Genomic DNA, 22,384 nt, shown 5'->3' with positions numbered 1-22,384 from the left:
CAGCAACCGTAAGCGACGAGACCGATGCATCTGCGCAGGCCGCGCGGAAGCGAACCGGTCAGGCGACGGTCAGGACAGCACGCCGCCGCGGATCGAGATGGCCACGAGCTCGGCCCGGTCGCCGGTCCCCAGCTTGCGAGAGATGCGCGCCAGGTGGCTCTTCACGGTGAGCGCCGAGAGTCCGAGCTCCTCGCCGATGAGCCGGTTGGTCCGTCCGTCCGCGACCAGCTTGAGGACGCTGACCTCTCGCGCCGTCAGCTCGGGCAGGGGCGGCGGGGCGACGGTCGGTGCCGCGGCCCGGGCCAGCGTGGGGGAGGTGGTGCTGGCGACGGCGCCGCGCAGGCCGCCGGCGAGCAGGATGCTGAGCTCGGGTCGGGCGGCTCGCCGGGTCAGGACGACGACCCTCGGCGCTCCACGGCGACGCAGGTTGCGCACCAGCGCGCCACCGTCGCCGTCGGCGACCTCCGTCACCACGACGCACATCTGCTGGGCTGTCGCACCCGCCGCGGTCGGTGCGGCGGCAGCGGTCCGCGGACGCGAGCTCGGCAGGGTACGTCGAAGCTCGGGCCCACGCGCCTGGGCCAGGTCTCGTCGCAGCGGCTCGATGCTCACGTGCCAGTCATCGGCAGCCCGAGCGGTCGACTTGAGGCTAGCGGCGCGGTCCCAGCGCGACGACACCCTCGGGCAGCGGCTCCAGACCGGCAGCAGTGCAGAGCAGGGTCGCCCACGCGGTCAGGTGAGGGGCGAGATTCTCGTCGGTCGCGGTCCACGACGCGCGGATCTCCAGCTCGGTCTGCTCGGCGCGACGGTCGAGCGCACCGAAGCTCTGCGACAGCACCCGCGTCACGGTCCCACCAGCGGCGTGCGGGTCGAGCCCGGACTCCCGGAGCGAGTCGGTGAACCAGCTCCAGGCGACCTCGGCGAGCAGCGGGTCGGCGCCGACCTCGGCCTCGAGGGTCGCCCGGACCAGGGTGACGAGCCGGAAGTGGCCCTCCCACGCCTCCTGGCCGGCCGGGTCGAAGAGGACGACGAACCGACCGGACGCGAGCTCGGCGGCCGCGACGGACCGGCGCGCGGTCCGGATCTCTGCGGTGAGCGCGGCGGAGAACGGCGCGATGCGCGCCGGCCCGGGGACCTCGTCGAGGATCACCTCGGGGCGGACGGTCACCTGACGCAGCGAGCGCAGCGCACTGACGAACTCGACGGGCACGTCCTCCGGACCAGCGGGTGTCACGGTGTGGAGCGTACGCACGACGGTGTCGTCTTGCGGTCCGGCACGCCGCTCCGTCGCCCGGCGGTGCGCACTAGGCTTGCGCGCGCACCCACCACCCGGACCCGTCGCCCCCCGCGCCCGCCCGCAACCCGGTCGCAGGGGACGGCACCTCGAAGGAGCTCTCCCGCATGGTCGCCTCAGGAACCGCCACCGGAACCGCGCAGATCGGCGTCACGGGGTTGGCGGTGATGGGCCGCAACCTGGCACGCAACTTCGCGCGGAACGGGTACACCGTCGCCATCCACAACCGGTCCTACGCGAAGACCGAGTCGCTGGTTGCGGACCACGGCGACGACGGCGACTTCGTGCCGTCGGAGTCGGTCGAGGACTTCGTCGCGTCGCTCGCGCGCCCGCGCAAGATCATCGTGATGGTCAAGGCCGGCGGCCCGACCGACGCCGTGATCGACGAGCTCGTGCCGTTCCTCGAGGCGGGCGACATCGTCGTCGACGCCGGCAACGCGCACTTCCCGGACACGATCCGTCGCGAGGCGGCGCTGCGGGAGAAGGGCCTGCACTTCGTGGGCTCCGGTGTCTCCGGTGGCGAGGAGGGTGCGCTCCTGGGCCCGTCGATCATGCCCGGCGGCACCAAGGAGTCCTACGAGTCGCTCGGCCCCATCCTCGAGAAGATCTCGGCGAAGGTCGACGGCGTGCCGTGCTGCACGTACATCGGGCCGGACGGCGCCGGCCACTTCGTCAAGATGGTGCACAACGGCATCGAGTACGCGGACATGCAGCTGATCGCCGAGGCGTACGACCTGCTGCGCCAGGGGCTGGGTGCCTCCGCCGCGGAGATCGGCCGGATCTTCGCGGAGTGGAACACCGGCGACCTCGAGTCCTTCCTCATCGAGATCACCGCCGACGTGCTCGCCCACGTGGACGCCGAGACGGGGAGCGCGTTCGTCGACATCGTGCTCGACCAGGCGGAGCAGAAGGGCACCGGCCGCTGGACCGTGCAGAACGCTCTCGACCTCGGCGTGCCGATCACGGGCATCGCGGAGGCCACGTTCGCGCGCGCCCTGTCCGGCTCGGTCCCGCAGCGCACCGCCGGCGCGGCCGCCCTGCCGGGGGACGTCACGCCGTGGGAGGTCACCGACCGCGACGCGTTCATCGAGGACGTCCGGCTCGCGCTGTACGCCTCGAAGGTCGTCGCGTACTCGCAGGGCTTCGACCAGATCGCCGCGGCGAGCGCCGAGTTCGGCTGGGACATCGACCGTGGCGCCATGGCGCGCATCTGGCGCGGCGGGTGCATCATCCGCGCCCGCTTCCTCAACCGCATCACCGAGGCGTACGAGCGCGACGCCCACCTGCCTCTTCTGCTTGCCGACGAGTACTTCACCGGCGCCGTCGGCAACGGCCTGGGCGCCTGGCGCCGGGTCGTCGCGGGTGCGGCGTTGCACGGTGTGCCCACGCCGGCGTTCTCCTCGTCGCTCGCCTACTACGACGGCGTCCGGGCCGAGCGCCTGCCCGCCGCGCTGATCCAGGCGCAGCGCGACTTCTTCGGCGCGCACACGTACCGCCGCACCGACAAGGACGGCACGTTCCACACGCTCTGGACCGGCGACCGCACCGAGCAGCCCGCGTGAGCGGGGCCCTCCCGCTGCAGCCCGTCATCCTCGGCGCCGACATCGGCGTGTACGCCCTGGCCCGCTCGTTCCACGAGGCCTACGGCGTCACGTCGGTGGTCGTTGCCGGTGCGGCGCTGGGTCCGGTGGCCCACTCGCGGATCGTCCGGCACGAGATCGTCGACGACGGCCACGACCCCCGCCAGCTGGTCGACCGGCTGGTGGAGGTCGCGCTCGCCATGCCGGACAAGCGGCTCCTGCTCATGGCCAACTCCGACTGGCTCGTCCGGGTGGTCGTGCAGCACCGTGCGCTGCTCGAGCAGCACTACGTGGTCCCGTTCCTGTCCGAGGACCTGCTCGACAAGATCTCGGACAAGGCGACGTTCGCCCAGATCTGCACCGACCTCGGCATCTCGGTGCCGCGGACGATCGTGCAGGACTTCGCGGGTCCCGAGTGGGCCGCGGCCGCCGTGGACCTCGACTACCCGCTGATCGCCAAGGCCGCCAGCAGCGCGGACTACCAGGACGTGGAGTTCGAGGGGAAGAAGAAGGTCTTCGAGATCGCGACGCCCGACGAGCTGACGTGGCTCTGGCAGGCGCTGCGCGACGCGGGGTTCCGCGGGCGCTTCGTGGTCCAGGAGCTCGTGCCCGGCGACGACACGCAGATGCGCTCGATCACCGCGTACGTCGATACGCGCGGCGTGATCACGCTGCTCTGCTCGGCCCACGTGCTGCTCGAGGAGCACACGCCGTCGGGGCTCGGCAACCCGGCGGCGATGATCACCACACGCGACGACGAGATGCTGGAGCAGGCGCGCACGTTCCTGTCGTCGACGGGCTACCGCGGTTTCGCCAACTTCGACGTCAAGGTGGACCCGCGCTCCGGGCAGTTCCGGTTCTTCGAGGTCAACCCTCGGATCGGCCGCAACAACTACTACGTCACGGCGGCCGGGGCCAACCCGATGCGGTTCGTGGTCGAGGACCAGGTGGACCGGGTGGCGGTCGAGCCGGTCGTCGTCGACCGCGAGATCCTCTACTCGATCCTGCCGCACCGGCTCCTGCTGCGGTACGTGAAGGACCCTGCCCTCAACGCCCGGGTCCGTCGGCTGGTCCGCACCAAGGCGGTGGCGCACCCGCTGCGGTACGCCCGCGACCTGTCGCCGCGTCGGCGGCTGTACGTGTGGATGGCGCTGGTCAACCAGGTCCGCAAGTTCCGCCGCTACTACCCGGACGTGACGTCGACCGGCTTCTGACCAGCCGTCCGACCGGCGTCGGACGGCGTGACCGCACGAGTTCGTGCGTTCCAGCCGAGGTTGCGCGTTTCAACGCACGAACTCGGCCGGAACGCACGCACTCGCGTTCACGCTGGACAGTGGTGGGGGTCAGCCGAGCTCGCTGGTCCCCGCGTAGAGGTGCAGGACCGGGACCTGGAGCTCGTCGCGGGCGCGCGACGCCCAGTCGGTGTGGAACGTGTCCTCGACCGCGTGCGGGTACGTGACCACGGCCACCTCGATCACGTCGCCGTCAGCGACCGCCGTCTTCAGCGCGGGCAGCGGGTCGTCGTCGACGACGACACCGGTGGCCGTCCGGCCGGCCGCCTGGAACGCGGCGATGCTGCCGGCGAGCTGCTCGTCGGCCGTGGCCTTCGCCTCGGGCTGCGACGGCTCCTTGCCACGCGCGCGGTTCCACGCCTCCCGGAGCTCGCCCATGCTCAGGTTGTCGATGATCGTGGCGACGAGGGGCTGGTCGGTGTCTGCCGGGACGAGGACGCGGTAGGCGTACGCCTCGCCGTCGTGCAGGGCGAGGAGCTTGTCGACGTCGGAGCTGGAGAGGGTGTCCTCCGTGAGGACGATGATGGTGTCGGTCACGCGCCGAGCCTAGCCACCCGCCAGCGACCCAGCAGCACACCGTCCGCGTGGAGCAGGTGCAACGGCTGCACGTCGCGGACGGGGGAGTACCAGGACGGCTGGCTCAGGATGCGCCCGGCCGGTCCGCCGACAAGCTGCGGGCTCCACGTCAGGCACACCTCGTCCACCACGTCGGCCTCGATCAACCGAGCGAGCAGCGACGGGCCGCCCTCCGCCAGGACGTGGCGCAGACCTCGGGCGGCGAGCGCCCTGACCGCGGCTCGGGGGTCGACGCGATGCTCGTCGGCCGTGACCAGGACGCGGTCCCGGCCGATCCTCTTGCGCAGGCCCCAGAGCGCAGGATTGTGGGCGACGGTGATCACGATCGGAGGCCGCTCCCCGTCGAGCAGGGCCGCCGGCAGGTCTCCCGTCGTCGAGACGACGGCCAGCTCGAGGTCGTCGGCACGGCCGAGGGCCGCCCGGGCCGCGCGCAGGTCGTCGACGACCGACAGGGCGGTGTAGCCCTCGGCGCGCACGGTGCCGGCGCCGACGAGGACCACGTCCGCGAGCGCACGCAGGACCCGGAAGACTCGCCAGTCGGCCGGATTGTTGATCGACCCGGACAGACCGTTGGCGCCGACCGCAGACCCGTCGACGGTGCTCACCATGTTGGCGCGGACGCCGGGTGAGTCGCCGAACAACGCGATCAGCTCCGGCTCGCCGGGGAGTGGCTGCAGTCGGGGGACGCCGAGGGGGAGCAGGACGTCGAGCGCTGGCAGGTCGTCGGGCACAGAACCAGGCTAGGGGTTCAGACCGTGCCCAGGACGTCCGCGAGTGCAGCGACATCGCCGACGACGACGACCGCGGGGTTGCCGACGCCGCGCTCCCGCGCCCGCACCGCGATGTCCGCGAGGGTGCCGACCGTGGTCCGCTGCGACGGGAGCGTCCCGCGCTCGACGATCGCCACGGGCGTGCCGGGGTCCTTGCCGTGCGCGAGCAGCTCGCGGGTGTGCGAACCGAGCTGCGCGACGCCCATCAGCAGGACCAGCGTGCCCTCGAGGCGCGCGAGCGTGGCCCAGTCGGGGGCGGTGTCGTGCGCGGACAGGATGGTCAGCTGCCGGGACAGGCCGCGGTGCGTGACGGGGATGCCCGCGGCAGCCGGGACGGCGAGCGCGCTGGTCACCCCGGGGACCACCTCGACCGGTACACCGGCGGCGATGCAGGCGAGGACCTCCTCGCCGCCGCGGCCGAGCAGGAACGGGTCGCCGCCCTTGAGCCGCACGACTCGGTCGCCCGCCTGCGCACGTTCGACGAGCACCGCGTTGATCTCGGTCTGCGTGAGCGTGTGGGCGTGCGGGGACTTGCCGGCCTCGATGACCTCGACGGACGGGTCCAGCTCGGCGAGCAGCGCACGAGGTGCGAGGCGGTCGACGACGACCACGTCGGCCTCCGCCAGCGCCCGGCGGCCGCGGGTGGTGATGAGCCCCGGGTCGCCGGGTCCGCCGCCGACGAGCACGACGTGGCCGGTGCCCGGCCGGTGCCGACGCAGGGGGAGCGCACCCGTGTCGAGGAGGAGGGCGATCGCGTTGCGCAGGGCGGTCGCCCGCCGCGGGTCGCCGCCGGCGCCGACCGCCACGGTGACATCACCCGAGCGGGCGACGGCGGGCGTCCAGGCGCTCGATGCCGCGGCGTCGTCGGCGCGGACGCACCACAGGCGTGCGGTCTCCGCGTCTTCGGCGACCGCGTCGTCGACCGAGCGGTCCCCGGTCGCCGTGTGCACGAGCCAGGCTCCGTCGAGGTCGGTCACCAGGTACTCGCGTTGCCGCCAGGTGACCCGGTCGAGCAGCTCGACCAGGTCCTCGCACAGAGCGGGGGCGACGACCACGACGGACGCGCCGTCCTCGAGGAGTCGACGCGCACGACGTGCTGCCACCGGCCCGCCACCGACCACGACGACGCGGCGACCCGCGAGGTCGAGCAGCAGCGGGTGGCGGCTGGTCATATCCCGGCGCCCGCCAGCCAGTCCTGGTCGTCGGCCGACGAGCCGGTCGGCGCGATCCGGTCGAGCAGGGTCGGCCCGATCATCCCGGCGGCCAGCGTGGTGCCGTCCGCGGGGTCGACGAGCAGGAACCCGCCCGTGCGGCGGTGGGTGGCGTAGTCGTCGAGCACCACGGACTCGGCCAGCCGGATCTTGACGCGGCCGATGGCGTTGAGTCCGAGCGATCGCGGCGGGATGTCCGAGGACGTGTCGGTGGCGTCGACCGCGTGCAGGGTGTCCACGCCGTCCCACGCGTCGACGGTGAGCGTGTCGACGTCGAGTCGGGCGTTCACCTCGCGCAGCAGGGCCCGCACCGTGCGGGTGCCGACGCGGACGAGCAGGCGGGCGCCCAGGACGCTGCGCTTCTCGGCCAGCCAGCAGATCGTGCCCTCGAGGTCCGAGCCGACCGTCACACCCGACCCCGTGGGCACCAGGACGTCGCCGCGGGCGACGTCGACGTCGTCGGCGAGCCGGAGCGTGACCGACTGCGGCGCGTGCGCCTCCTGCAGCGGTCCGTCGAACGTGTCGATGCCGACCACGAAGCTCGTCTTGCCCGACGGCAGGACGGTGACCTCGTCGCCGACCTTGACGACGCCGGACGCCACGCGACCGGCGTACCCGCGGTAGTCGGGGTGCTCGGGGGTGCGCGGACGGATGACGACCTGCACCGGGAACCGGAACGCCTCGATCTGGGCGTCCCGACCGACCTCGACACGTTCCAGGTGCTCGAGGAGCGTCGGGCCGTCGTACCAGGGCGTCCGCGTGGAGCGGTCGACGACGTTGTCCCCGGCGAGCGCCGACAGGGGCACGGCGACGACGTCGGAGATGCCGAGCCCGGCGGCGTAGGCCGTGAACTCCTCGGCGATCGCCCGGAACGTGGGCTCGTCGAAGTCGACGAGGTCCATCTTGTTCACCGCGAGCACCACGTGCGGGACGCGGAGCAGCGCGGTGATCGTCGCGTGCCGGCGCGTCTGCTCGAGGACACCCTTGCGGGCGTCGACGAGCACGATCGCCAGCTCGGCGGTCGAGGCGCCCGTGACCATGTTGCGGGTGTACTGGACGTGGCCAGGGGTGTCCGCGAGGACGAACGCGCGGGTCGCGGTGGAGAAGTACCGGTACGCGACGTCGATCGTGATGCCTTGCTCACGCTCCGCGCGCAGGCCGTCGGTGAGCAGCGCCAGGTCCACCTGACCACCACCGCGGGCGGCGGTCGCCGCCTCCACGGCGCTGAGCTGGTCTGCCAGCACCGACTTCGTGTCGTAGAGCAGGCGCCCGATCAGCGTGCTCTTGCCGTCGTCGACGGATCCGGCCGTGGCCAGGCGCAGGAGGTCCCGCGTCGCGTGCTCGGTCACCGGTACGTGCTCCTCAAGAATCGGCAGCATCAGAAGTAGCCCTCGCGCTTGCGGTCTTCCATCGCGGCCTCGGACGCGCGGTCGTCGGCTCGGGTGGCACCGCGTTCGGTCAGCCGGCTCGCGGCGACCTCGGCGATGACCTCGGGGACGGTCGCGGCAGACGACTCCACGGCGCCCGTGCAGCTCATGTCGCCGACGGTGCGGTAGCGGACCGTGCGGGTCTCGAGCGTCTCGGACGGCTTCGGGCCGCCCCACTCGCCGGGCGCGATCCACATGCCGTCGCGCAGGAAGACCTCGCGCTCGTGCGTGTAGTAGATCGACGGCAGCTCGATGTTCTCGCGCTCGATGTAGCGCCAGACGTCCAGCTCGGTCCAGTTGGACAGCGGGAAGACGCGCACGTGCTCGCCCAGCTTGTGCCGGCCGTTGTAGAGGTCCCACAGCTCCGGGCGCTGCCGGCGGGGGTCCCACTGGCCGAACTCGTCCCGCAGGGAGAACACGCGCTCCTTGGCGCGGGCCTTCTCCTCGTCGCGACGACCACCGCCGAAGACCGCGTCGAACTTGTTCGCGATGATGCCGTCGAGCAGCGGCACGGTCTGCAGGGAGTTGCGGGAGCCGTCGGGCCGCTCGGCCACGCGGCCGTCGTCGATGGCGTCCTGCACGCTGGCCACGACGAGCCGCAGCCCGTACTGCTCGACCACGCGGTCGCGGTACTCGATGACCTCGGGGAAGTTGTGCCCGGTGTCCACGTGCATGAGCGTGAACGGCACGGCCGACGGCCAGAACGCCTTGCGCGCCAGGTGCAGCATGACGATCGAGTCCTTGCCGCCGCTGAACAGCAGGACCGGCCGCTCGAACTCGCCGGCCACCTCGCGCATGATGTGGATGCCCTCGGACTCCAGCGCATCCAGCTGGGTCAGGGTCGGAGAACTCATGTGTGCAACCCGCATTCGATCTTGCCCGTGCCGGACCAGCGTCCCGCACGAGGGTCCTCACCGGGCGCCACCGCACGCGTGCACGGGGCGCAGCCGATCGACGTGTACCCGGCCTGGCGCAACGGGTTGAGCACGACGTTGTTCTCCGCCACGTAGGCGTCGACGTCGGCCTGCGTCCAGGCGGCCAGGGGGTTGAGCTTGACCTTGTCCCGCTTCGCGTCCCAGCCGACGACCGTGATGTCGGTCCGCGTCGGGGCGTCCTCGCGGCGCATGCCGGTCACCCACGCCGTGTACGGCGCGAGCCCGCGCTCGAGCGGCTCGACCTTGCGCATCGCGCAGCAGAGGTTGGGATCGCGGTCGTGGAGCTTCTCGCCGTGCTCGGCGTCCTGCTCCGCGACGGTGCGCAGCGGCAGGATCGTCAGGAGCTTGATGTCCGTGAAGTCGGCGTAGTAGTCCCGCGTGCCGATCGTCTCGGCGAAGTGGTAGCCGGTGTCGAGGAAGATCACGTTGACGCCCGGTGCGGCCTTCGCGGCCATGTGCACGAGGATCTCGTCGCCCATCGACGAGGCCACGACCAGGTCGTCGCCGAACGTCGCAGCGGCCCAGGCGAGGATCTCCTCGGGGTGTGCACCTTCCAGGTCGCGACCGGCCTGCTCGGCCTGCTCGCGCAGCGTCGTGAGATCGATGGTGCTCATGCGCGGCTCACCAGCCCCACGAACTTCAGGGCGAAGGCACGCGTGCACGACCGGCACTCCCACTGGCCGTGGGTCTCTCCGGCGGGCCACAGGTCCTCGCTGGCGCAGAAGGGGCAGTAGTACGGCACCGCCCGCTCGCCCGTCGTTCCGCTCATCGCAGGTCCTCCTCGTCGGCACGCTGCACCCACTGGGCGAAGAGCTCGCCGTCGGTGCGCTGCTCGTCGAACTTCGTCGCGACACGCTCGACGTAGTCGGGCAGCTCCTCTGCAGGAACGCGCAGGCCGCGCAGGGTCTTCCCCAGACCGCTGGTCATGCCCAGACCGCCACCCAGGTGGACCTGGTAGCCGTCCTCGCCGTTCGCCAGCGCACCCTTGAGGCCGATGTCGGCCGTCTGGATCCGGGCGCACGAGTTGGGGCAGCCGTTGAGGTTGATGGTGATCGGCTGGTCGAACGTGGGCAGCCGGTTCTCCAGCTCGCCGATCAGGTGCGTCGCGCGCGCCTTGGTCTCGACGATGGCCAGCTTGCAGAACTCGATCCCCGTGCACGCCATGGTGCCGCGACGGAACTGCGACGCACCCCGCACCGGGAGCCCGAGCGCCTCCAGACCCTCGACGAGCGGGTCGACGTTCGCCGGGGCGACGTCCAGCACGATGATCTTCTGCTCGACCGTGAGGCGCACCCGTCCTGACCCGGCAGTCTCGACCAGGTCGGCCAGCCTGTGCAGCAGGTCGCCCGAGATGCGGCCCACGGTCGGCGCGACGCCGACGTAGAAGTTCCCGTCGTTCTGCGGGTGCACGCCCACGTGGTCCCGGTTGCCGGTGGGCGGCGGCGGGGGCTCCGGGCCGTCCGGCAGCGTGAAACCGAGGTACTCGCCCTCCAGCACCTGGCGGAACACCTCCGGTCCCCAGTCGGCGACGAGGAACTTCAGACGCGCACGCGTGCGCAGCCGGCGGTAGCCGTAGTCGCGGAAGATGCTCACGACGCCTACCCAGACGTCCGGGATCTGCTCGAGCGTGACGAACGCGCCGAGGCGGACGCCCAGCTTGGGGTTGGTCGACAGGCCCCCGCCGACCCACAGGTCGAAGCCCGGGCCGAGCTCGGGGTGCACGACGCCGACGAACGCGACGTCGTTGATCTCGTGCGCGACGTCGTGGTGCGGCGAGCCGCTGATCGCGGTCTTGAACTTGCGGGGGAGGTTCGAGAACCGCGGGTCGCCGATGTAGTTGTCGACGATCGCGCGGACCGCGGGAGTGCCGTCGATGATCTCGTCGGCCGCGACGCCCGCGACGGGGGACCCGAGCACGACGCGCGGGCAGTCGCCGCACGCCTCCTGGGTGCTCAGCCCGACGGCCTCGAGGCGCCGCCAGATCTCGGGCACGTCCTCGACGCGGATCCAGTGCAGCTGGATGTTCTGCCGGTCGGTGACGTCCGCGGTGCCGCGGCCGAACTCGACGGAGATGTCCGCGACGGTACGCAGCTGCTGCAGGCTCAGCGCGCCGCCGTCGCAGCGCACCCGGAGCATGAAGAACTCGTCGTCCAGCTCGTGCGGTTCGAGCGTTGCCGTCTTGCCGCCGTCGATGCCGGGCTTTCGCTGCGTGTAGAGGCCCCACCAGCGCATACGTCCGCGCAGGTCCTCCGGCGCGATGCTCGCGAAGCCCTCGCGCGAGTACACGTCCTCGATCCGCTGGCGCACGTTGAGCGCGTCGTCCTGCTGCTTGAACAGCTCGTTGCCGTTCAGCGGCTCTGTCTGGCCGAACGCCCACTGGCCCTCGGGGCGAGCCGAGGGTGGGGCGATCCTGGTCTGCGCCATAGGGCGCTACCTCCGGTTGAACATGGTCGTGCGGCTGCACCCAGCGCTCGGGGGAGCGGCGATCGGACGCAGACCGCGCGCCCGAGGGGGACGTGGGCGGGGTCAGTTGCTCCGCGGACAGCAGCAGCGCATGCTCAGGGCCGCGGCGGCGCGCATGCACCGACAGGCGGACGTCCCGGACATGGTCACCCCCTGAGGATGACTGACGAGGGGCGCGCACGGGAGAGTCGTTCCGTCATCTGAGACGCTCCTACCGACATATGGACAGCCGCCCGACTGTGCGCTAAAAGCCGTCTCATTTGGTCGGGATTTCTGCGCGGTCCTCGGTTGCGCGTGTCTGCCCTCGCCTGACGAGGCCGCGTAGTCTCGTTCCTCGTGCCAGTGCCCGAGTCCCGCGCCGTCCACGCGCCGACCTCGTCGCTCGCCGACCGGCGTCCCCACGTCCCGACCGAGCGCCTCCTGTCCGAGCTCGTCCCTCCGCGGCACTTCGCGGACGAGTCGTTCGACACCTACCGGCCCGATGCCGCGCACCCGTCGCAGCGGGCAGCGGTCGAGCGGTTGTCGCACGTCGCTGCGCAGATCCGGGACGGTTCCGGCAGGTGGTGGCGCAAGAAGCCGGCAACCCCTGCGGTGTACCTCGACGGGGGGTTCGGCGTCGGGAAGACCCACCTGCTCACCTCCCTGGCCCGGGCGGTCGGGGACGCCGCCTACGGCACGTTCGTCGAGTACACGAACCTCGTGGGCGCGCTCGGCTTCCTGCCGACCGTCGAGGCGCTCGCCACCCGGCGCCTCGTCTGCATCGACGAGTTCGAGCTCGACGACCCCGGCGACACGGTCCTGATGTCCCGGCTCCTGCGCGAGCTCGGCGACCGCGGCGTCGCGCTGGCGGCGACGTCGAACACCCTGCCCGACGCGCTCGGGGAGGGTCGGTTCGCGGCCGACGACTTCCTGCGTGAGATCCAGGCGCTGGCCGCCCGGTTCGAGGTGCTCCGCGTCGACGGCGACGACTACCGGCACCGGTCGCTCGTCACCGACGCCACCGGGCTGAAGGACGCCGCCGTCCGCGCGGCGGTCGCGGGGCGTCCGGATGCGACCCTCGACGACTTCGACACCCTGCTGGCGCACCTGGCCACCGTGCACCCGTCCCGCTACGGGGCCCTGCTCGACGGAGTCGGCCTGGTCGGGCTGACCGCCGTAGGACCCGTCCCCACGCAGGACGTCGCGCTGCGGCTCGTCGTGCTCGTGGACCGGCTCTACGACCGTGACGTGCCCGTCCTGCTGGGCGGCTCGGGCGAGCACGACCTGTTCTCCCCGGAGATGCTCGCCGGTGGCTACCGCAAGAAGTACTACCGGGCGCTGTCCCGGCTGGGTTCGCTCGCGGCCGACGGAGCGGCGCTGGTCGGCAGACCGGACGTCCGCGCCGCGGCGGCCGGTGCCCGGCGAGCGAAAGTTCAGCCCGTCCGCACGGGCGATCGGCCGCGGAACGGGCCCCGGGACACCGGCGACGTCGGCTAGCGTCCGTCCACCACCATGTCAGGGGGCACGATGTCAGAGGCGCGACGCCTGCACGACCAGGCCGAGGCGACGCTGCGGCGCGGGATTGCGGACGGGCTCCGAGCGGAGGAGCTGTCGAGCGAGGTCGCGCAGCTGGTCGGCGTCGGCACCGACCCGGACCGAACCGTCCGCGCCCAGGTCGACCACCGGGGGCTGCTGACCGACGTGGCGCTCACGCCGGCCGCCATCGCACAGGGCACGGACGGCGTCAGCTCGGCCGTGCTGCGTGCGTATCGCGCCGCCGTGCTCGACGTGCAGGAGAGGGCCAGGCCACTGACTGCTGCGTTCGCCGGGCAGCCCGTCGACCTCGACGACACCGCGTTCCTCGACGACCTCGACGCACTGCTGCGCGGCCCCGGAGTGGGTGGGCATGCCTGAGCTCGTCGTCAACACCGACGCCGTCCGCGCGCACGCGCGCGCTGTGCGGACCCAGGCCGACCGGCTCGGCGACGCGGTCGAGGCGTCGCAGATCGCGGCCACTCCGGATTCCGCTTTCGGCCTGCTGTGCTCGTTCCTCGTGCCACCCGCCGTGGCGCTCCAGGGTCTTGCGGCGGGTGCGGTCCAGGGCGCAGCGACCTCGCTTGGCTCCATCGCCACCACCGTGGACACCACCTCCCGCGCCTACGACGCCGTCGATGGCGAGGTCCGTGAGGCGTTCCACAGCGTCGAAAGGCTGCTGCCATGAGTCTCGTCGCCGAGGTCGCCGGCCGTCCGGGGCTGGATGAGTGCTACCGCAGCCTGAGGATCATCGGACCCGCGGCGACGTCCATCGAGTCGGCGGGGGACGGTGAGTGGGCCGACCTCGCAGGGATCGGCGGTGCCTTCGGCGCTGCGATGGACCTGGTGGAGTTCGCCGTCGACCCCATCGGCTCGATGGCGGCGAGCGCCGCGGGGTTCCTGCTCGACTACATGTGGCCCTTGCCGGACATGCTCGACTCGATCGCCGGCAACCCACGAGCCGTGGAGGCCAAGGCGGGGACGTGGTCCAACGTCTCCGGGCGGGTCCGTGAGGTCGCCGACAGCTACGAGGCCGCCGTGCGCTCGGCGCTGTCCGGCTGGGCTGGACCGGCTGCCGACGCGTACGACACGTTCGCCTCGGTCTACCGCTCCGGGCTGGACGTCCTCGCCGGACTCACCGACGGGGTCGGTCAGGCCATGCTCGGCGCGAGCATCGTCGTCGGTGCGGTCCGCAGCATCGTGCGCGACATCGTCGCCGACCTCGTCGGCAAGCTCATCTCCTGGGCGTCGCAGGTGGCGGGGACCGTCGGGATCGGCGCCACGTGGGTGGTGCCGCAGGCGGTCGCCGCGATCGCGATCCGGGTCGAGCGGGTCCGTGGGTGGCTCACGAAGCTCACCCAGGGCATCCAGCATCTCCTCAGACTGGTTCAGGAGGCGAACGTCGCGCTGCGCGAGGCGGTGCCGGCCCTCCGGCGCATCGGTGAGGTGCTCGATTCGATGCCTGCAGCGCCGTCGCGCTTCGTCGCGGGCGCAGGACGCGCTGCGGGCTCCGTGCCCACGTGGAGCGAGGAGCTGAACACGACGGTGGGGCTGTCCTACAACGTCTTGCGCGTCAACGAGGCCGTCGACCGTGCGGAGAACCACGAATGACACCGACCAGCGGTCCGTCGGCCACGGACCCGCTGCGTGACGCGTCCGAGGCCTACGCGCTCCTCGCCGCGTGGGAGCGACAGGGTGCCGAACAGGTTGCTCGTGCGACCGCCGTCGCGACGGCGATCGAGGCTGTGCGGGTCACCAGGTGGTCGGCCGCGCGGGACGTGGCTGTCACGGTGGACAGCTCGGGCCTGCTGGTCGACCTGGTGGTGACGGAGCGAGCCCTCGCCGCGACCCCGTTGGCCCTGGGCCGCACGATCACGTCGACGTACGCGCGGGCCCTGACGCAGCTGCGCGCCGAGGTCGAGGAAGCCGTCGTCACCGCGGTCGGCCCGGCCGACCCGCTCGGGCGTTCGGCGGTCGATCACTACCGGGCGGTCCTCCCGGACGGCGAGCACTGACCGATCAGAACGGCCGCGCGCGCCGTACGAGTGGTTCAGCGGCGACGACCACGGCTATCTCGGGGTCGTCGGCGGCGTACCAGACAGACATCGGGTCACCGGTTCGCGGCTGGAAGTCCGGGCCGCTGATCCGCCCCACCGTCCACGTCAGCCCAGGGCGGTCGACCGAGGCGATCGTGACCCACAGGCTCGACTCGGCGACGCCGGCGAGGTCCTCGCGATCCACCCGAACGACCTGGGCGGCGGTGAGCACCGCGCCGTCCATCAACGCACTGGTCCGTGCCCAGCGCCGCTGCCGCGCCTGGTCGCCGCGCCAGGTCGGAACCAGCCCGCCCACGAGGATCGCCAGGCCCAACAGCATCGGTCCGGGATCGGCGCCGACCGCGAGGAGTGCGGGCAGCGCCATCACGAGCGCCACGGCGTACATCGTCCACGCGCCGTACTTCCAGTTCACGACCGCGACGACGAGGGCGAGCGCGACCGCCACCGGCTGGGCGTAGACCCAGCCGATGTGGTCGCTGAGTCCGGAGTACCCGAACGCGATCAGCGCGAGCGCGCCGACCACGAGCCCGAGAAGACCAGCGACGACGTGCCGCGCGGCGCGTGGGGCGTCCGAGCGGACGAGCGCCGCGGGAAACACCGTCGCTTCCTGCACCGTGGGTACGAGTCCGAACCGCAGAGGGCGGTCGTCGACGTATCGGGGGATGTCGGCGGGCTTCGGCACCCGGACACCTTAGCGACGAGCCCGAGCCGATCGAGAGGCGGGCTCGGTGGCGACCGCCAGGACCGCGACCGAGCGCGGCGGCATCTGCACCAGTGCACCGCCGGGAGCCGGCTCCAACGACGCCGACTCCCACGAGGCGACGAGGTCGACGGGGTCGTCGGTGTGGACGGGGATCGCGACCTCGTCGCCGGAGAGGTTGAGCACCACCCGGGCCGACCCGCGGTGGACGACGAGCCATCCGTCCCAGGGCACGTCCTGCGGGCGGTTCTCGGACTCGCCGCCCCAGACGACATCCGTGGCGCCCAGGTCACCGGAGGCCAGGTCCGGGACGGAACGGCGCAGGGCGATGAGCGCCCGGTACCAGTCGCGCAGCCGGGCGTGGTCGGGCAGCTCGAGCTCGTCGCGGGTGAGCACGGACGCCTCGAAGGTCGCGACGGACTGCGGGTCGGGCACCTCGACGTCGCCGCCGTAGAGGACGTCCCAGCCGTGCCCGCCGAACTCGCGGCGGCGGCCCGCGCGCACGGCGTCGGCCAACGGCGGCTCGGGGTGGTCGGTGAAGAACTGCCACGGCGTGCGGGTGCCCCACTCCTCGCCCATGAAGAGCATCGGGCTGAACGGGGACAGCAGGATCAGGGCGGCCTCGACGGCGAGCCGGCCGGGGTCCAGCCGGGCCGACGGGCGGTCGCCCAGCGCGCGGTTGCCCACCTGGTCGTGGGTGGACGCCGCGACGACGAACCGGTGCCCGTCGGTCGCGGGCGGGACGGGACGGCCCCAGTCGCGGCCGCGGAACGTCGAGAAGCTGCCGTCGTGCACGAAGACCCCGGTCAGAGCCTTGCGCAGCACCTCGGGCGTGCCGAAGTCGACGTAGTAGCCGTGCCGCTCGCCGGTGACCAGGGCGTGCACCGCGTGGTGCACGTCGTCGGCCCACTGGGCGGTCATTCCCCACCCGCCGGCGCCGGTCGGCGTCACCGAGACGATGTCGTTGAGGTCCGTCTCGGCGATCAGCGACAGCGGGCGGCCGAGCGACCTGGACAGCGCCGCCACCTCGTCGGACAGCTCGGCCAGGACGTGCACGGGGGAGTCGTCGATGAGCGCGTGCACGGCGTCGAGCCGCAGCGCGTCCACGTGGAAGTCCCGGAACCACTGCAGCGCGCTGTCGATCAGCCAGCGGCGAACCTCCGGCACGGCCAGGTTCACCGCGGCGCCCCACGGCGTCTCGTGCTCGCGCGTGAAGTAGGGGCCGAACTCGTCCAGGTAGTTCCCGGACGGGCCGAGGTGGTTGTGCACGACGTCCAGGCACACACCCAGGCCGTGCGCGTGGGCGGCGTCGACGAGCTCCTGGAGCGCGGCCGGTCCGCCGTACGGCTCGTGCACCGCGTAGACCGCGACCCCGTCGTAGCCCCAGCCGTGCACCCCGTTGAACGGGGCGATCGGCAGCAGCTCGACCAGGTCGACGCCGAGGTCGACGAGCTCCTCGAGGTGCCCGATCGCGGCCCGGAGGGTGCCCTCGGGGGTGAACGTGCCGACGTGCAGCTCGTAGGTCACGTGGCCGCGGGCGTCCGCGCCGGTCCAACCGGCGTCGGTCCACCCGAACGTCGAGCTGTCGTACACACGGCTGGGCCCGTGGACGCCGGAGGGCTGCCAACGCGAGCGAGGGTCCGGGCGAGGGTCGCCGCCGTCCAGCACGAAGGCGTAGTCGGTCCCGTGGTCCAGGTCCCGATCGGTGCGCCACCAGCCGTCGTGACCGGAGAGGAGCGGGATCGACGAGGAGCCGACGACCAGGTCGACCTGCGCGGCCGCCGGGGCCCAGACAGCAGGACGCATCAGGTCTCCGACCGCACGAGAAGGGCGACGGGCAGGCGATCCAGCACACCGGCGACGTCGACGACACCGCCGGTCACCGGCCGCTCGGTGAGCACGTCGAACCAGTCGGCGTCGGGCAGCGCGACAGTGTGGTCGGCCCAGCCGCCCAGTCGGTCCACCGCGGCGGCCAGCCGGGTCGCCACGACCGCGACCTGCGGCACGCCGTCGACGGTCCGGGCATACGTCAACGAGTGCCCCGACGAGTGCGCCAGCGGCCGGAAGCCAGCGGTCGGCCCGACGAAGGCCTCGGGCAGGTCGTGCCGCAGGCGCAGCGCCCGGGACGTGACGAGGAGCTTCTCGTCGGCGAGGTCCCGCGGACCGGCGCCGTCGTCGAGGCGGACGAGGCGCGCCGCCAGGGCGGCGGCGTCGACGGGCCTGCGGTTGTCGGGGTCGACCAGCACGGGTTCGGGCACCTCGGTGCCCTGGTAGACGTCGGCGATGCCGGGCAACGTCAGCTGGACGAGCTTCGTGCCGAGGGTCGCGGCACGGACGGCCGGGCGGGTCCGGACCTCCCACTCGCCGAACAGGGCGGCGACCTGCGGGTCGACCAGCGCCTGCCGGGCCGCGTCCAGGACGGCCCGCTCGTAGGGCTCGTCGGGCGCGGTCCACGTGGTACGTGACTTGGCTTCGCGGACCGCCTTGGTCAGGTACTCGACCAGCCGGTCCTCGCTGATCGGCCCGCGCTCGGTCCAGGTACCGGCGAGCGTCTGCCACAGCAGGTACTCGGTCCGGCCGTCGAGCAGCGCGCTGCGGTACGGGGCGCTGGCCGCCCGGAGGCGGTCGACGAGGTGCGACCACTCGCGGGGCAGCTCGCTGAGGACTCCGAGCCGCGCGCGGGTGTCCTCGCCGCGCTTGGTGTCGTGCGTGGACAGGGTCGTCATGCCGAGCGGCGACGACACCTGCATCCGCGCGGCCCACGCCGACAGGTCGGTGGGCGTCAGCGCGAACTGCTCGGGCTCCCCGCCGACCTCGCACAGGCCGACGAGGTGCGTCCAGCGGTAGAACGCGGTGTCCTCGACACCCTTGGCCATGACGGCACCGCAGGTCTGCTGGAAGCGGACGATGAGCTCCTCGCGGCGCGGTCCGCGGGTCTGCCCGGCGCTGCCGACCTCGCGGCCCAGGAGCAGGTCGACGACGACGTCCATCGTGGCCGTCCGCTCGGGCGCCAGCCGCAGACGTGCCTGCCGTGCCGCCGCCTGCAGCACCTCGAGCGACTCGGGGTGCACCGGCTCGCCCGGCACCACGTAGGCCCGGTAGCGGTCGAAGGCGACGAGCAGCTCGACCAGGCAGTCCTCGAGCGCGCGCCAGGTGTGGTCGCGCAGGCGCAGGTCGCCGTGGCAGATCTCGGCCGCGAGCGAGGCCAGGCGGTGGACCTCGGCGTAGAGGGGTCCGTCGACGATCTCGCGCTTGGCTCTCTCGGCGATGCCGGGGAACGCGTCGGAGGTGTCGCCCGTGAGCCGGTGCATCACCGAGTCCAGGACGGCCGCGCCGCCCGGGTCGACGAAGGTCTGCTGAATCCGCCAGAGGGCTTCGTAGCCGGTGGTTCCGGCGGTGTCCCAGTCGGCCGGCAGCGTCTCGCTGCCCGCGAGGATCTTCTCCACGACGACCCACGCGCCCCCGGTCGCCTCGCGCAGCCGCGCGAGGTAGCCCGCGGGGTCAGCCAGCCCGTCCGGGTGGTCGATCCGCAGCCCGTCGACCACGCCGTCGGCGACGAGCTGCAGGACCAGGCGGTGCGTCGCCTCGAAGACCGCGGGGTTCTCGACACGCACGGCCAGCAGCGTGCCGACGTCGAAGAACCGCCGGTAGTTGAGCTCCTCGTCGGCCACCCGCCAGTAGGCCAGGCGGTAGTGCTGGCGCTCGACGAGCTCGGCGAGCGGGAGGCTCTCCGTCCCTGGCCGGACGGGGAACACGTGGTCGTAGTAGCGCAGGACGGTCCGCAGGCCCTCGCCGGGAACCTCGACCTCCTCGAGCAGCAGCTCGTCGCGACCGAGCACGGCGCCGATCCGGTCGCCCAGCACGGGCATCAGGACAGCGCCGTCGCCGGCCGACCAGTCGACGTCGAACCAGTCGGCGTAGGGGGAGTCGGGGCCCTCGGCTAGCACCGACCACAGCGCGTGGTTGTGCCAGACGGGCGTCGGCACGGCCATGTGGTTGGGCACGATGTCGAGCACCAGCCCGAGCCCCGCCGCGTGGGCCACCTCGGCCAGGTGCTCGAGGGCCGGACGACCGCCGAGTGCGGGTTCGATCTCGTCATGGTCGACGACGTCATACCCGTGGGTCGATCCCGGCGCGGCCCGCAGGATCGGGGAGAGGTAGACGTGCGTCACGCCGAGCGACGCCAGGTAGGGAACCCGGTCGGCGACGTCGCGCAGGGTCAGGTCCGGTCCGAGCTGCACGCGGTACGTCGAGACCGGCAACGGCCTCCCGGCGGCGGGGAGCCGGCGGGCCGGGGTCGGGCGCGTGTCGGTCATGCGCTGGGGCGAGGCCGGGTCGTGCGGCGCTTCGGCCGTGTCTCGGCGGTCGGCGCCGGCCGCTTCGCCACCTTGGCCGCCTCGCGCGACGCCGACGCGACGGCGCCGATGCCCGAGGCCGTGGGTGCCGCGGTCCTCGGAGCCCGGGTCAGCACCACGACCGACTTCTCGGCGAGCTCGAGGTCCGCGTCTGCCGGCACGCTGGTCCCGGGCTCGACCTGCTCGTCGGTGTCGAGCGCAGCGGTCCACGCCTCGCCGTACTCCTTGCCCGGGATCCTGAACGTCACGCCGTGGGGCTGCCCGTTGAAGAGCACGAGGAAGCTGTCGTCCACGATGTCCTGACCGCGCTCGTCCGGCTCGACGATCGCGTCGCCGTTGAGGAAGACCATCACGGCACGCGCGTGGTCCGCACCCCAGGCATCGTCGCGCATGTGCTGGCCGTCCGGGGAGAGCCAGGCGATGTCGCGCAGGTCGGACTCGCCGCCGTGCTCAGCCTGCCCCGCGAAGAAGCGACGACGCCGGAACACCGGGTGGTCCTGGCGCAGGCGCACGACTCGGCGGGTGAACTCGAGCAATGCGGTCTTGTCCTCGTCGAGGTCCCAGTCGATCCACGAGATCGGGCCGTCCTGGCAGTAGACGTTGTTGTTGCCCCGCTGCGAACGGCCGAGCTCGTCGCCGTGCGCGAGCATCGGGATGCCCTGCGAGAGCAGGAGAGTGACCAGGAAGTTGCGTCGCTGGCGTGCCCGCAGCCCGCGGACGCGCTTGTCCTTCGTCGGCCCCTCCACGCCGCAGTTCCAGGACCGGTTGTGGCTCTCGCCGTCGGCGTTCCCCTCGCCGTTCGCCTCGTTGTGCTTCTCGTTGTAGGAGACGAGGTCCTCGAGCGTGAAGCCGTCGTGCGCGGTGACGAAGTTGACGCTGGCGATCGGACGGCGGCCGGTGTGCTCGTACAGGTCTGAGGAACCCGACAGCCGGCTGGCGAACTCGCCGAGGGTGGAAGGCTCCCCGCGCCAGAAGTCACGCACCGCGTCCCGGTACTTGCCGTTCCACTCCGACCACAGCGGGGGGAAGCCGCCCACCTGGTAGCCGCCCTCGCCGATGTCCCACGGCTCGGCGATGAGCTTGACCTGCGAGACGACCGGGTCCTGGTGCACGAGGTCGAAGAACGCCGAGAGCCGATCCACCTCGTGGAACTGCCGGGCCAGGGTGGCCGCCAGGTCGAACCGGAAGCCGTCGACGTGCATCTCGGTCACCCAGTACCGCAGCGAGTCCATGATCAGCTGCAGCACGTGCGGCGAGCGCATGAGCAGCGAGTTGCCGGTGCCCGTCGTGTCGAAGTAGTGCGCCTGGTCCTCGTCGACGAGACGGTAGTAGTTGGCGTTGTCGATGCCGCGGAAGCTCAGCGTCGGACCCAGGTGGTTTCCTTCGGCGGTGTGGTTGTAGACCACGTCGAGGATCACCTCGATGTCCGCCTGGTGCAGCGCCTTGACCATCGCCTTGAACTCCTGCACCTGCTGACCGGCCTGCGAGAACGCGGAGTAGCCGTTGTGCGGCGCGAAGAAGCCGATCGTGTTGTAGCCCCAGTAGTTCGACAGGCCCTTCTCGACGAGCGACGGGTCGTTGACGAACTGGTGCACGGGCATGAGCTCGACCGCGGTGACCCCGAGCGAGGTGAGGTGCTCGATCACGGCCGGGTGCGCCAAGCCCGAGTACGTGCCGCGCAGCTCGTCCGGGACGGCCGGGTGCTGCATGGTGAGGCCACGGACGTGCGCCTCGTAGACGACCGACTCGTGGTACTGGTGCTGGGGCGGGCGGTCGTTGCCCCAGTCGAAGTACGGGCTGATGACCACGGACGTCATGGTGTGCGCCGCGGAGTCCTGGTCGTTGCGCTCGTCCGGAGCGCCGAACTGGTAGGAGTACAGCGACGGGTCGCCGTCGATCTGGCCGTCGATCGCCTTGGCGTAGGGGTCGAGCAGCAGCTTGTTCGGGTTGCACCGGTGACCCCGGGCCGGGTCGTACGGCCCGTGCACGCGGAAGCCGTAGCGCTGGCCGGGCGAGATCGCGGGCAGGTAGCCGTGCCACACGAACGCGTCGACCTCGGTGAGGTCCACACGCGTCTCGGTGCCGTCGGGCGCGATGAGGCACAGCTCGACCCGCTGCGCCACCTCGGAGAAGAGGGCGAAGTTGGTCCCGGTTCCGTCGTAGGTGGCGCCCAGCGGGTAAGGGCGTCCCGGCCACATCTGCATGCGCTCCA

General features: G+C 72.1%; 21 protein-coding genes. 7 read left to right on the top strand and 14 right to left on the bottom strand.

Going from position 1 to position 22,384, the window contains the following annotated elements; all coding sequences use genetic code 11:
* Window positions 1-69: 69 nt before the first annotated feature.
* Both I847_RS27655 and I847_RS0103255 read right to left on the bottom strand, forming a co-directional pair.
* On the bottom strand, window positions 70-612 hold the full coding sequence (locus I847_RS27655) for a LuxR C-terminal-related transcriptional regulator (protein ID WP_255346360.1): 543 nt from the start codon (window positions 610-612) through the stop codon (window positions 70-72).
* A 37-nt stretch (window positions 613-649) separates the two neighbouring features.
* The gene (locus tag I847_RS0103255; protein WP_028048537.1) at window positions 650-1,234 is read right to left on the bottom strand and encodes a DUF3000 domain-containing protein; all 585 of its coding nucleotides are present in this window, start codon (window positions 1,232-1,234) and stop codon (window positions 650-652) included.
* Between the two features lie 167 nt (window positions 1,235-1,401).
* On the opposite strand from I847_RS0103255, the gene gndA reads away from it, so the two are divergent.
* Both gndA and I847_RS0103245 read left to right on the top strand, forming a co-directional pair.
* Window positions 1,402-2,856, top strand: a complete 1,455-nt coding sequence (gene gndA, locus I847_RS0103250; RefSeq protein WP_028048536.1) for an NADP-dependent phosphogluconate dehydrogenase — start codon at window positions 1,402-1,404, stop codon at window positions 2,854-2,856.
* Window positions 2,853-4,088: a hypothetical protein gene (locus I847_RS0103245; RefSeq protein WP_028048535.1), complete on the top strand. Its 1,236-nt coding sequence runs from the start codon at window positions 2,853-2,855 to the stop codon at window positions 4,086-4,088. Before gndA ends, I847_RS0103245 begins: the two co-directional genes overlap by 4 nt.
* A 129-nt stretch (window positions 4,089-4,217) precedes the next feature.
* Here the strand turns inward: I847_RS0103245 and I847_RS0103240 are convergent, their stop codons facing one another.
* From I847_RS0103240 to I847_RS0103205, 8 genes are read right to left on the bottom strand one after another with little or no spacing between them, the layout of a single operon-like run.
* Window positions 4,218-4,703, bottom strand: coding sequence for a hypothetical protein (locus I847_RS0103240; protein WP_028048534.1), 486 nt, complete (start codon window positions 4,701-4,703; stop codon window positions 4,218-4,220).
* Window positions 4,700-5,473: a dihydrofolate reductase family protein gene (locus I847_RS0103235; protein WP_028048533.1), complete on the bottom strand. Its 774-nt coding sequence runs from the start codon at window positions 5,471-5,473 to the stop codon at window positions 4,700-4,702. Before I847_RS0103235 ends, I847_RS0103240 begins: the two co-directional genes overlap by 4 nt.
* 17 nt (window positions 5,474-5,490) lie before the next feature.
* Entirely contained in the window at window positions 5,491-6,684 is a 1,194-nt protein-coding gene (cobA, locus tag I847_RS0103230; RefSeq protein WP_028048532.1) for a uroporphyrinogen-III C-methyltransferase, read from the bottom strand.
* Window positions 6,681-8,102 carry a sulfate adenylyltransferase subunit 1 gene (locus tag I847_RS0103225; RefSeq protein WP_051274410.1) on the bottom strand — a complete coding sequence of 474 codons (1,422 nt, stop codon included), beginning with the start codon at window positions 8,100-8,102 and terminating at the stop codon, window positions 6,681-6,683. The genes cobA and I847_RS0103225 overlap by 4 nt, the downstream gene beginning before the upstream one ends.
* Window positions 8,102-9,004, bottom strand: coding sequence for a sulfate adenylyltransferase subunit CysD (cysD, locus tag I847_RS0103220; RefSeq protein WP_231384052.1), 903 nt, complete (start codon window positions 9,002-9,004; stop codon window positions 8,102-8,104). Before cysD ends, I847_RS0103225 begins: the two co-directional genes overlap by 1 nt.
* Window positions 9,001-9,699: a phosphoadenylyl-sulfate reductase gene (locus tag I847_RS0103215; protein WP_028048529.1), complete on the bottom strand. Its 699-nt coding sequence runs from the start codon at window positions 9,697-9,699 to the stop codon at window positions 9,001-9,003. The genes cysD and I847_RS0103215 overlap by 4 nt, the downstream gene beginning before the upstream one ends.
* The gene (locus tag I847_RS26980) at window positions 9,696-9,854 is read right to left on the bottom strand and encodes a hypothetical protein (protein ID WP_196804456.1); all 159 of its coding nucleotides are present in this window, start codon (window positions 9,852-9,854) and stop codon (window positions 9,696-9,698) included. The genes I847_RS0103215 and I847_RS26980 overlap by 4 nt, the downstream gene beginning before the upstream one ends.
* Window positions 9,851-11,509, bottom strand: a complete 1,659-nt coding sequence (locus I847_RS0103205; RefSeq protein WP_028048528.1) for a nitrite/sulfite reductase — start codon at window positions 11,507-11,509, stop codon at window positions 9,851-9,853. Before I847_RS0103205 ends, I847_RS26980 begins: the two co-directional genes overlap by 4 nt.
* Window positions 11,510-11,884: 375 nt before the next feature.
* Here I847_RS0103205 and zapE point away from each other — a divergent pair, with 375 nt between their 5' ends.
* The 5 genes from zapE to I847_RS25330 are packed head-to-tail and all read left to right on the top strand — an operon-like array spanning window position 11,885 to window position 15,075.
* Window positions 11,885-13,024: a cell division protein ZapE gene (gene zapE / locus I847_RS21700; RefSeq protein ID WP_081680380.1), complete on the top strand. Its 1,140-nt coding sequence runs from the start codon at window positions 11,885-11,887 to the stop codon at window positions 13,022-13,024.
* 30 nt (window positions 13,025-13,054) lie between these two features.
* Window positions 13,055-13,441 carry a hypothetical protein gene (locus I847_RS0103195; RefSeq protein WP_155855975.1) on the top strand — a complete coding sequence of 129 codons (387 nt, stop codon included), beginning with the start codon at window positions 13,055-13,057 and terminating at the stop codon, window positions 13,439-13,441.
* Window positions 13,434-13,748 (top strand): type VII secretion target, encoded by a 315-nt coding sequence (locus I847_RS21695; protein WP_155855974.1) that lies wholly within the window; start codon window positions 13,434-13,436, stop codon window positions 13,746-13,748. Before I847_RS0103195 ends, I847_RS21695 begins: the two co-directional genes overlap by 8 nt.
* Complete coding sequence (locus tag I847_RS0103185; protein WP_028048526.1) at window positions 13,745-14,671, top strand: WXG100 family type VII secretion target; 927 nt, start codon at window positions 13,745-13,747, stop codon at window positions 14,669-14,671. The genes I847_RS21695 and I847_RS0103185 overlap by 4 nt, the downstream gene beginning before the upstream one ends.
* A complete protein-coding gene (locus I847_RS25330; protein ID WP_028048525.1) occupies window positions 14,668-15,075 on the top strand; it encodes a hypothetical protein in 408 nt (135 codons plus the stop codon). The genes I847_RS0103185 and I847_RS25330 overlap by 4 nt, the downstream gene beginning before the upstream one ends.
* A 4-nt stretch (window positions 15,076-15,079) precedes the next feature.
* Here the strand turns inward: I847_RS25330 and I847_RS21685 are convergent, their stop codons facing one another.
* The 4 genes from I847_RS21685 to glgX are packed head-to-tail and all read right to left on the bottom strand — an operon-like array spanning window position 15,080 to window position 22,376.
* Entirely contained in the window at window positions 15,080-15,799 is a 720-nt protein-coding gene (locus I847_RS21685; protein ID WP_034608781.1) for a hypothetical protein, read from the bottom strand.
* Window positions 15,800-15,808: 9 nt separating this feature from the next.
* A complete protein-coding gene (treZ, locus tag I847_RS21680) occupies window positions 15,809-17,623 on the bottom strand; it encodes a malto-oligosyltrehalose trehalohydrolase (RefSeq protein ID WP_051274409.1) in 1,815 nt (604 codons plus the stop codon).
* Entirely contained in the window at window positions 17,623-20,133 is a 2,511-nt protein-coding gene (gene treY / locus I847_RS0103160) for a malto-oligosyltrehalose synthase (RefSeq protein WP_028048524.1), read from the bottom strand. Before treY ends, treZ begins: the two co-directional genes overlap by 1 nt.
* Complete coding sequence (gene glgX / locus I847_RS21675; protein ID WP_034608778.1) at window positions 20,130-22,376, bottom strand: glycogen debranching protein GlgX; 2,247 nt, start codon at window positions 22,374-22,376, stop codon at window positions 20,130-20,132. The genes treY and glgX overlap by 4 nt, the downstream gene beginning before the upstream one ends.
* Window positions 22,377-22,384: the final 8 nt, after the last annotated feature.

Source organism: Cellulomonas sp. URHD0024 (assembly GCF_000426185.1).
Classification (GTDB): domain Bacteria; phylum Actinomycetota; class Actinomycetes; order Actinomycetales; family Cellulomonadaceae; genus Cellulomonas.
Note: the sequence above shows the minus strand (reverse complement) of the source record. Positions and strands in the feature narration are given on the sequence as shown.

Excerpts from the sequence above, each read along its gene's own strand:
- I847_RS0103205 (WP_028048528.1), bottom strand. The coding sequence starts at position 11,509 with ATGGCGCAGACCAGGATCGCCCCACCCTCGGCTCGCCCCGAGGGCCAG.
- cobA (WP_028048532.1), bottom strand. The coding sequence starts at position 6,684 with ATGACCAGCCGCCACCCGCTGCTGCTCGACCTCGCGGGTCGCCGCGTC.
- I847_RS26980 (WP_196804456.1), bottom strand. The coding sequence starts at position 9,854 with ATGAGCGGAACGACGGGCGAGCGGGCGGTGCCGTACTACTGCCCCTTC.
- I847_RS0103185 (WP_028048526.1), top strand. The coding sequence starts at position 13,745 with ATGAGTCTCGTCGCCGAGGTCGCCGGCCGTCCGGGGCTGGATGAGTGC.
- I847_RS0103215 (WP_028048529.1), bottom strand. The coding sequence starts at position 9,699 with ATGAGCACCATCGATCTCACGACGCTGCGCGAGCAGGCCGAGCAGGCC.
- I847_RS0103195 (WP_155855975.1), top strand. The coding sequence starts at position 13,055 with ATGTCAGAGGCGCGACGCCTGCACGACCAGGCCGAGGCGACGCTGCGG.
- gndA (WP_028048536.1), top strand. The coding sequence starts at position 1,402 with ATGGTCGCCTCAGGAACCGCCACCGGAACCGCGCAGATCGGCGTCACG.
- I847_RS0103225 (WP_051274410.1), bottom strand. The coding sequence starts at position 8,102 with ATGCTGCCGATTCTTGAGGAGCACGTACCGGTGACCGAGCACGCGACG.
- I847_RS21695 (WP_155855974.1), top strand. The coding sequence starts at position 13,434 with ATGCCTGAGCTCGTCGTCAACACCGACGCCGTCCGCGCGCACGCGCGC.
- treZ (WP_051274409.1), bottom strand. The coding sequence starts at position 17,623 with ATGCGTCCTGCTGTCTGGGCCCCGGCGGCCGCGCAGGTCGACCTGGTC.
- cysD (WP_231384052.1), bottom strand. The coding sequence starts at position 9,004 with ATGAGTTCTCCGACCCTGACCCAGCTGGATGCGCTGGAGTCCGAGGGC.
- I847_RS25330 (WP_028048525.1), top strand. The coding sequence starts at position 14,668 with ATGACACCGACCAGCGGTCCGTCGGCCACGGACCCGCTGCGTGACGCG.
- treY (WP_028048524.1), bottom strand. The coding sequence starts at position 20,133 with ATGACCGACACGCGCCCGACCCCGGCCCGCCGGCTCCCCGCCGCCGGG.
- glgX (WP_034608778.1), bottom strand. The coding sequence starts at position 22,376 with ATGCAGATGTGGCCGGGACGCCCTTACCCGCTGGGCGCCACCTACGAC.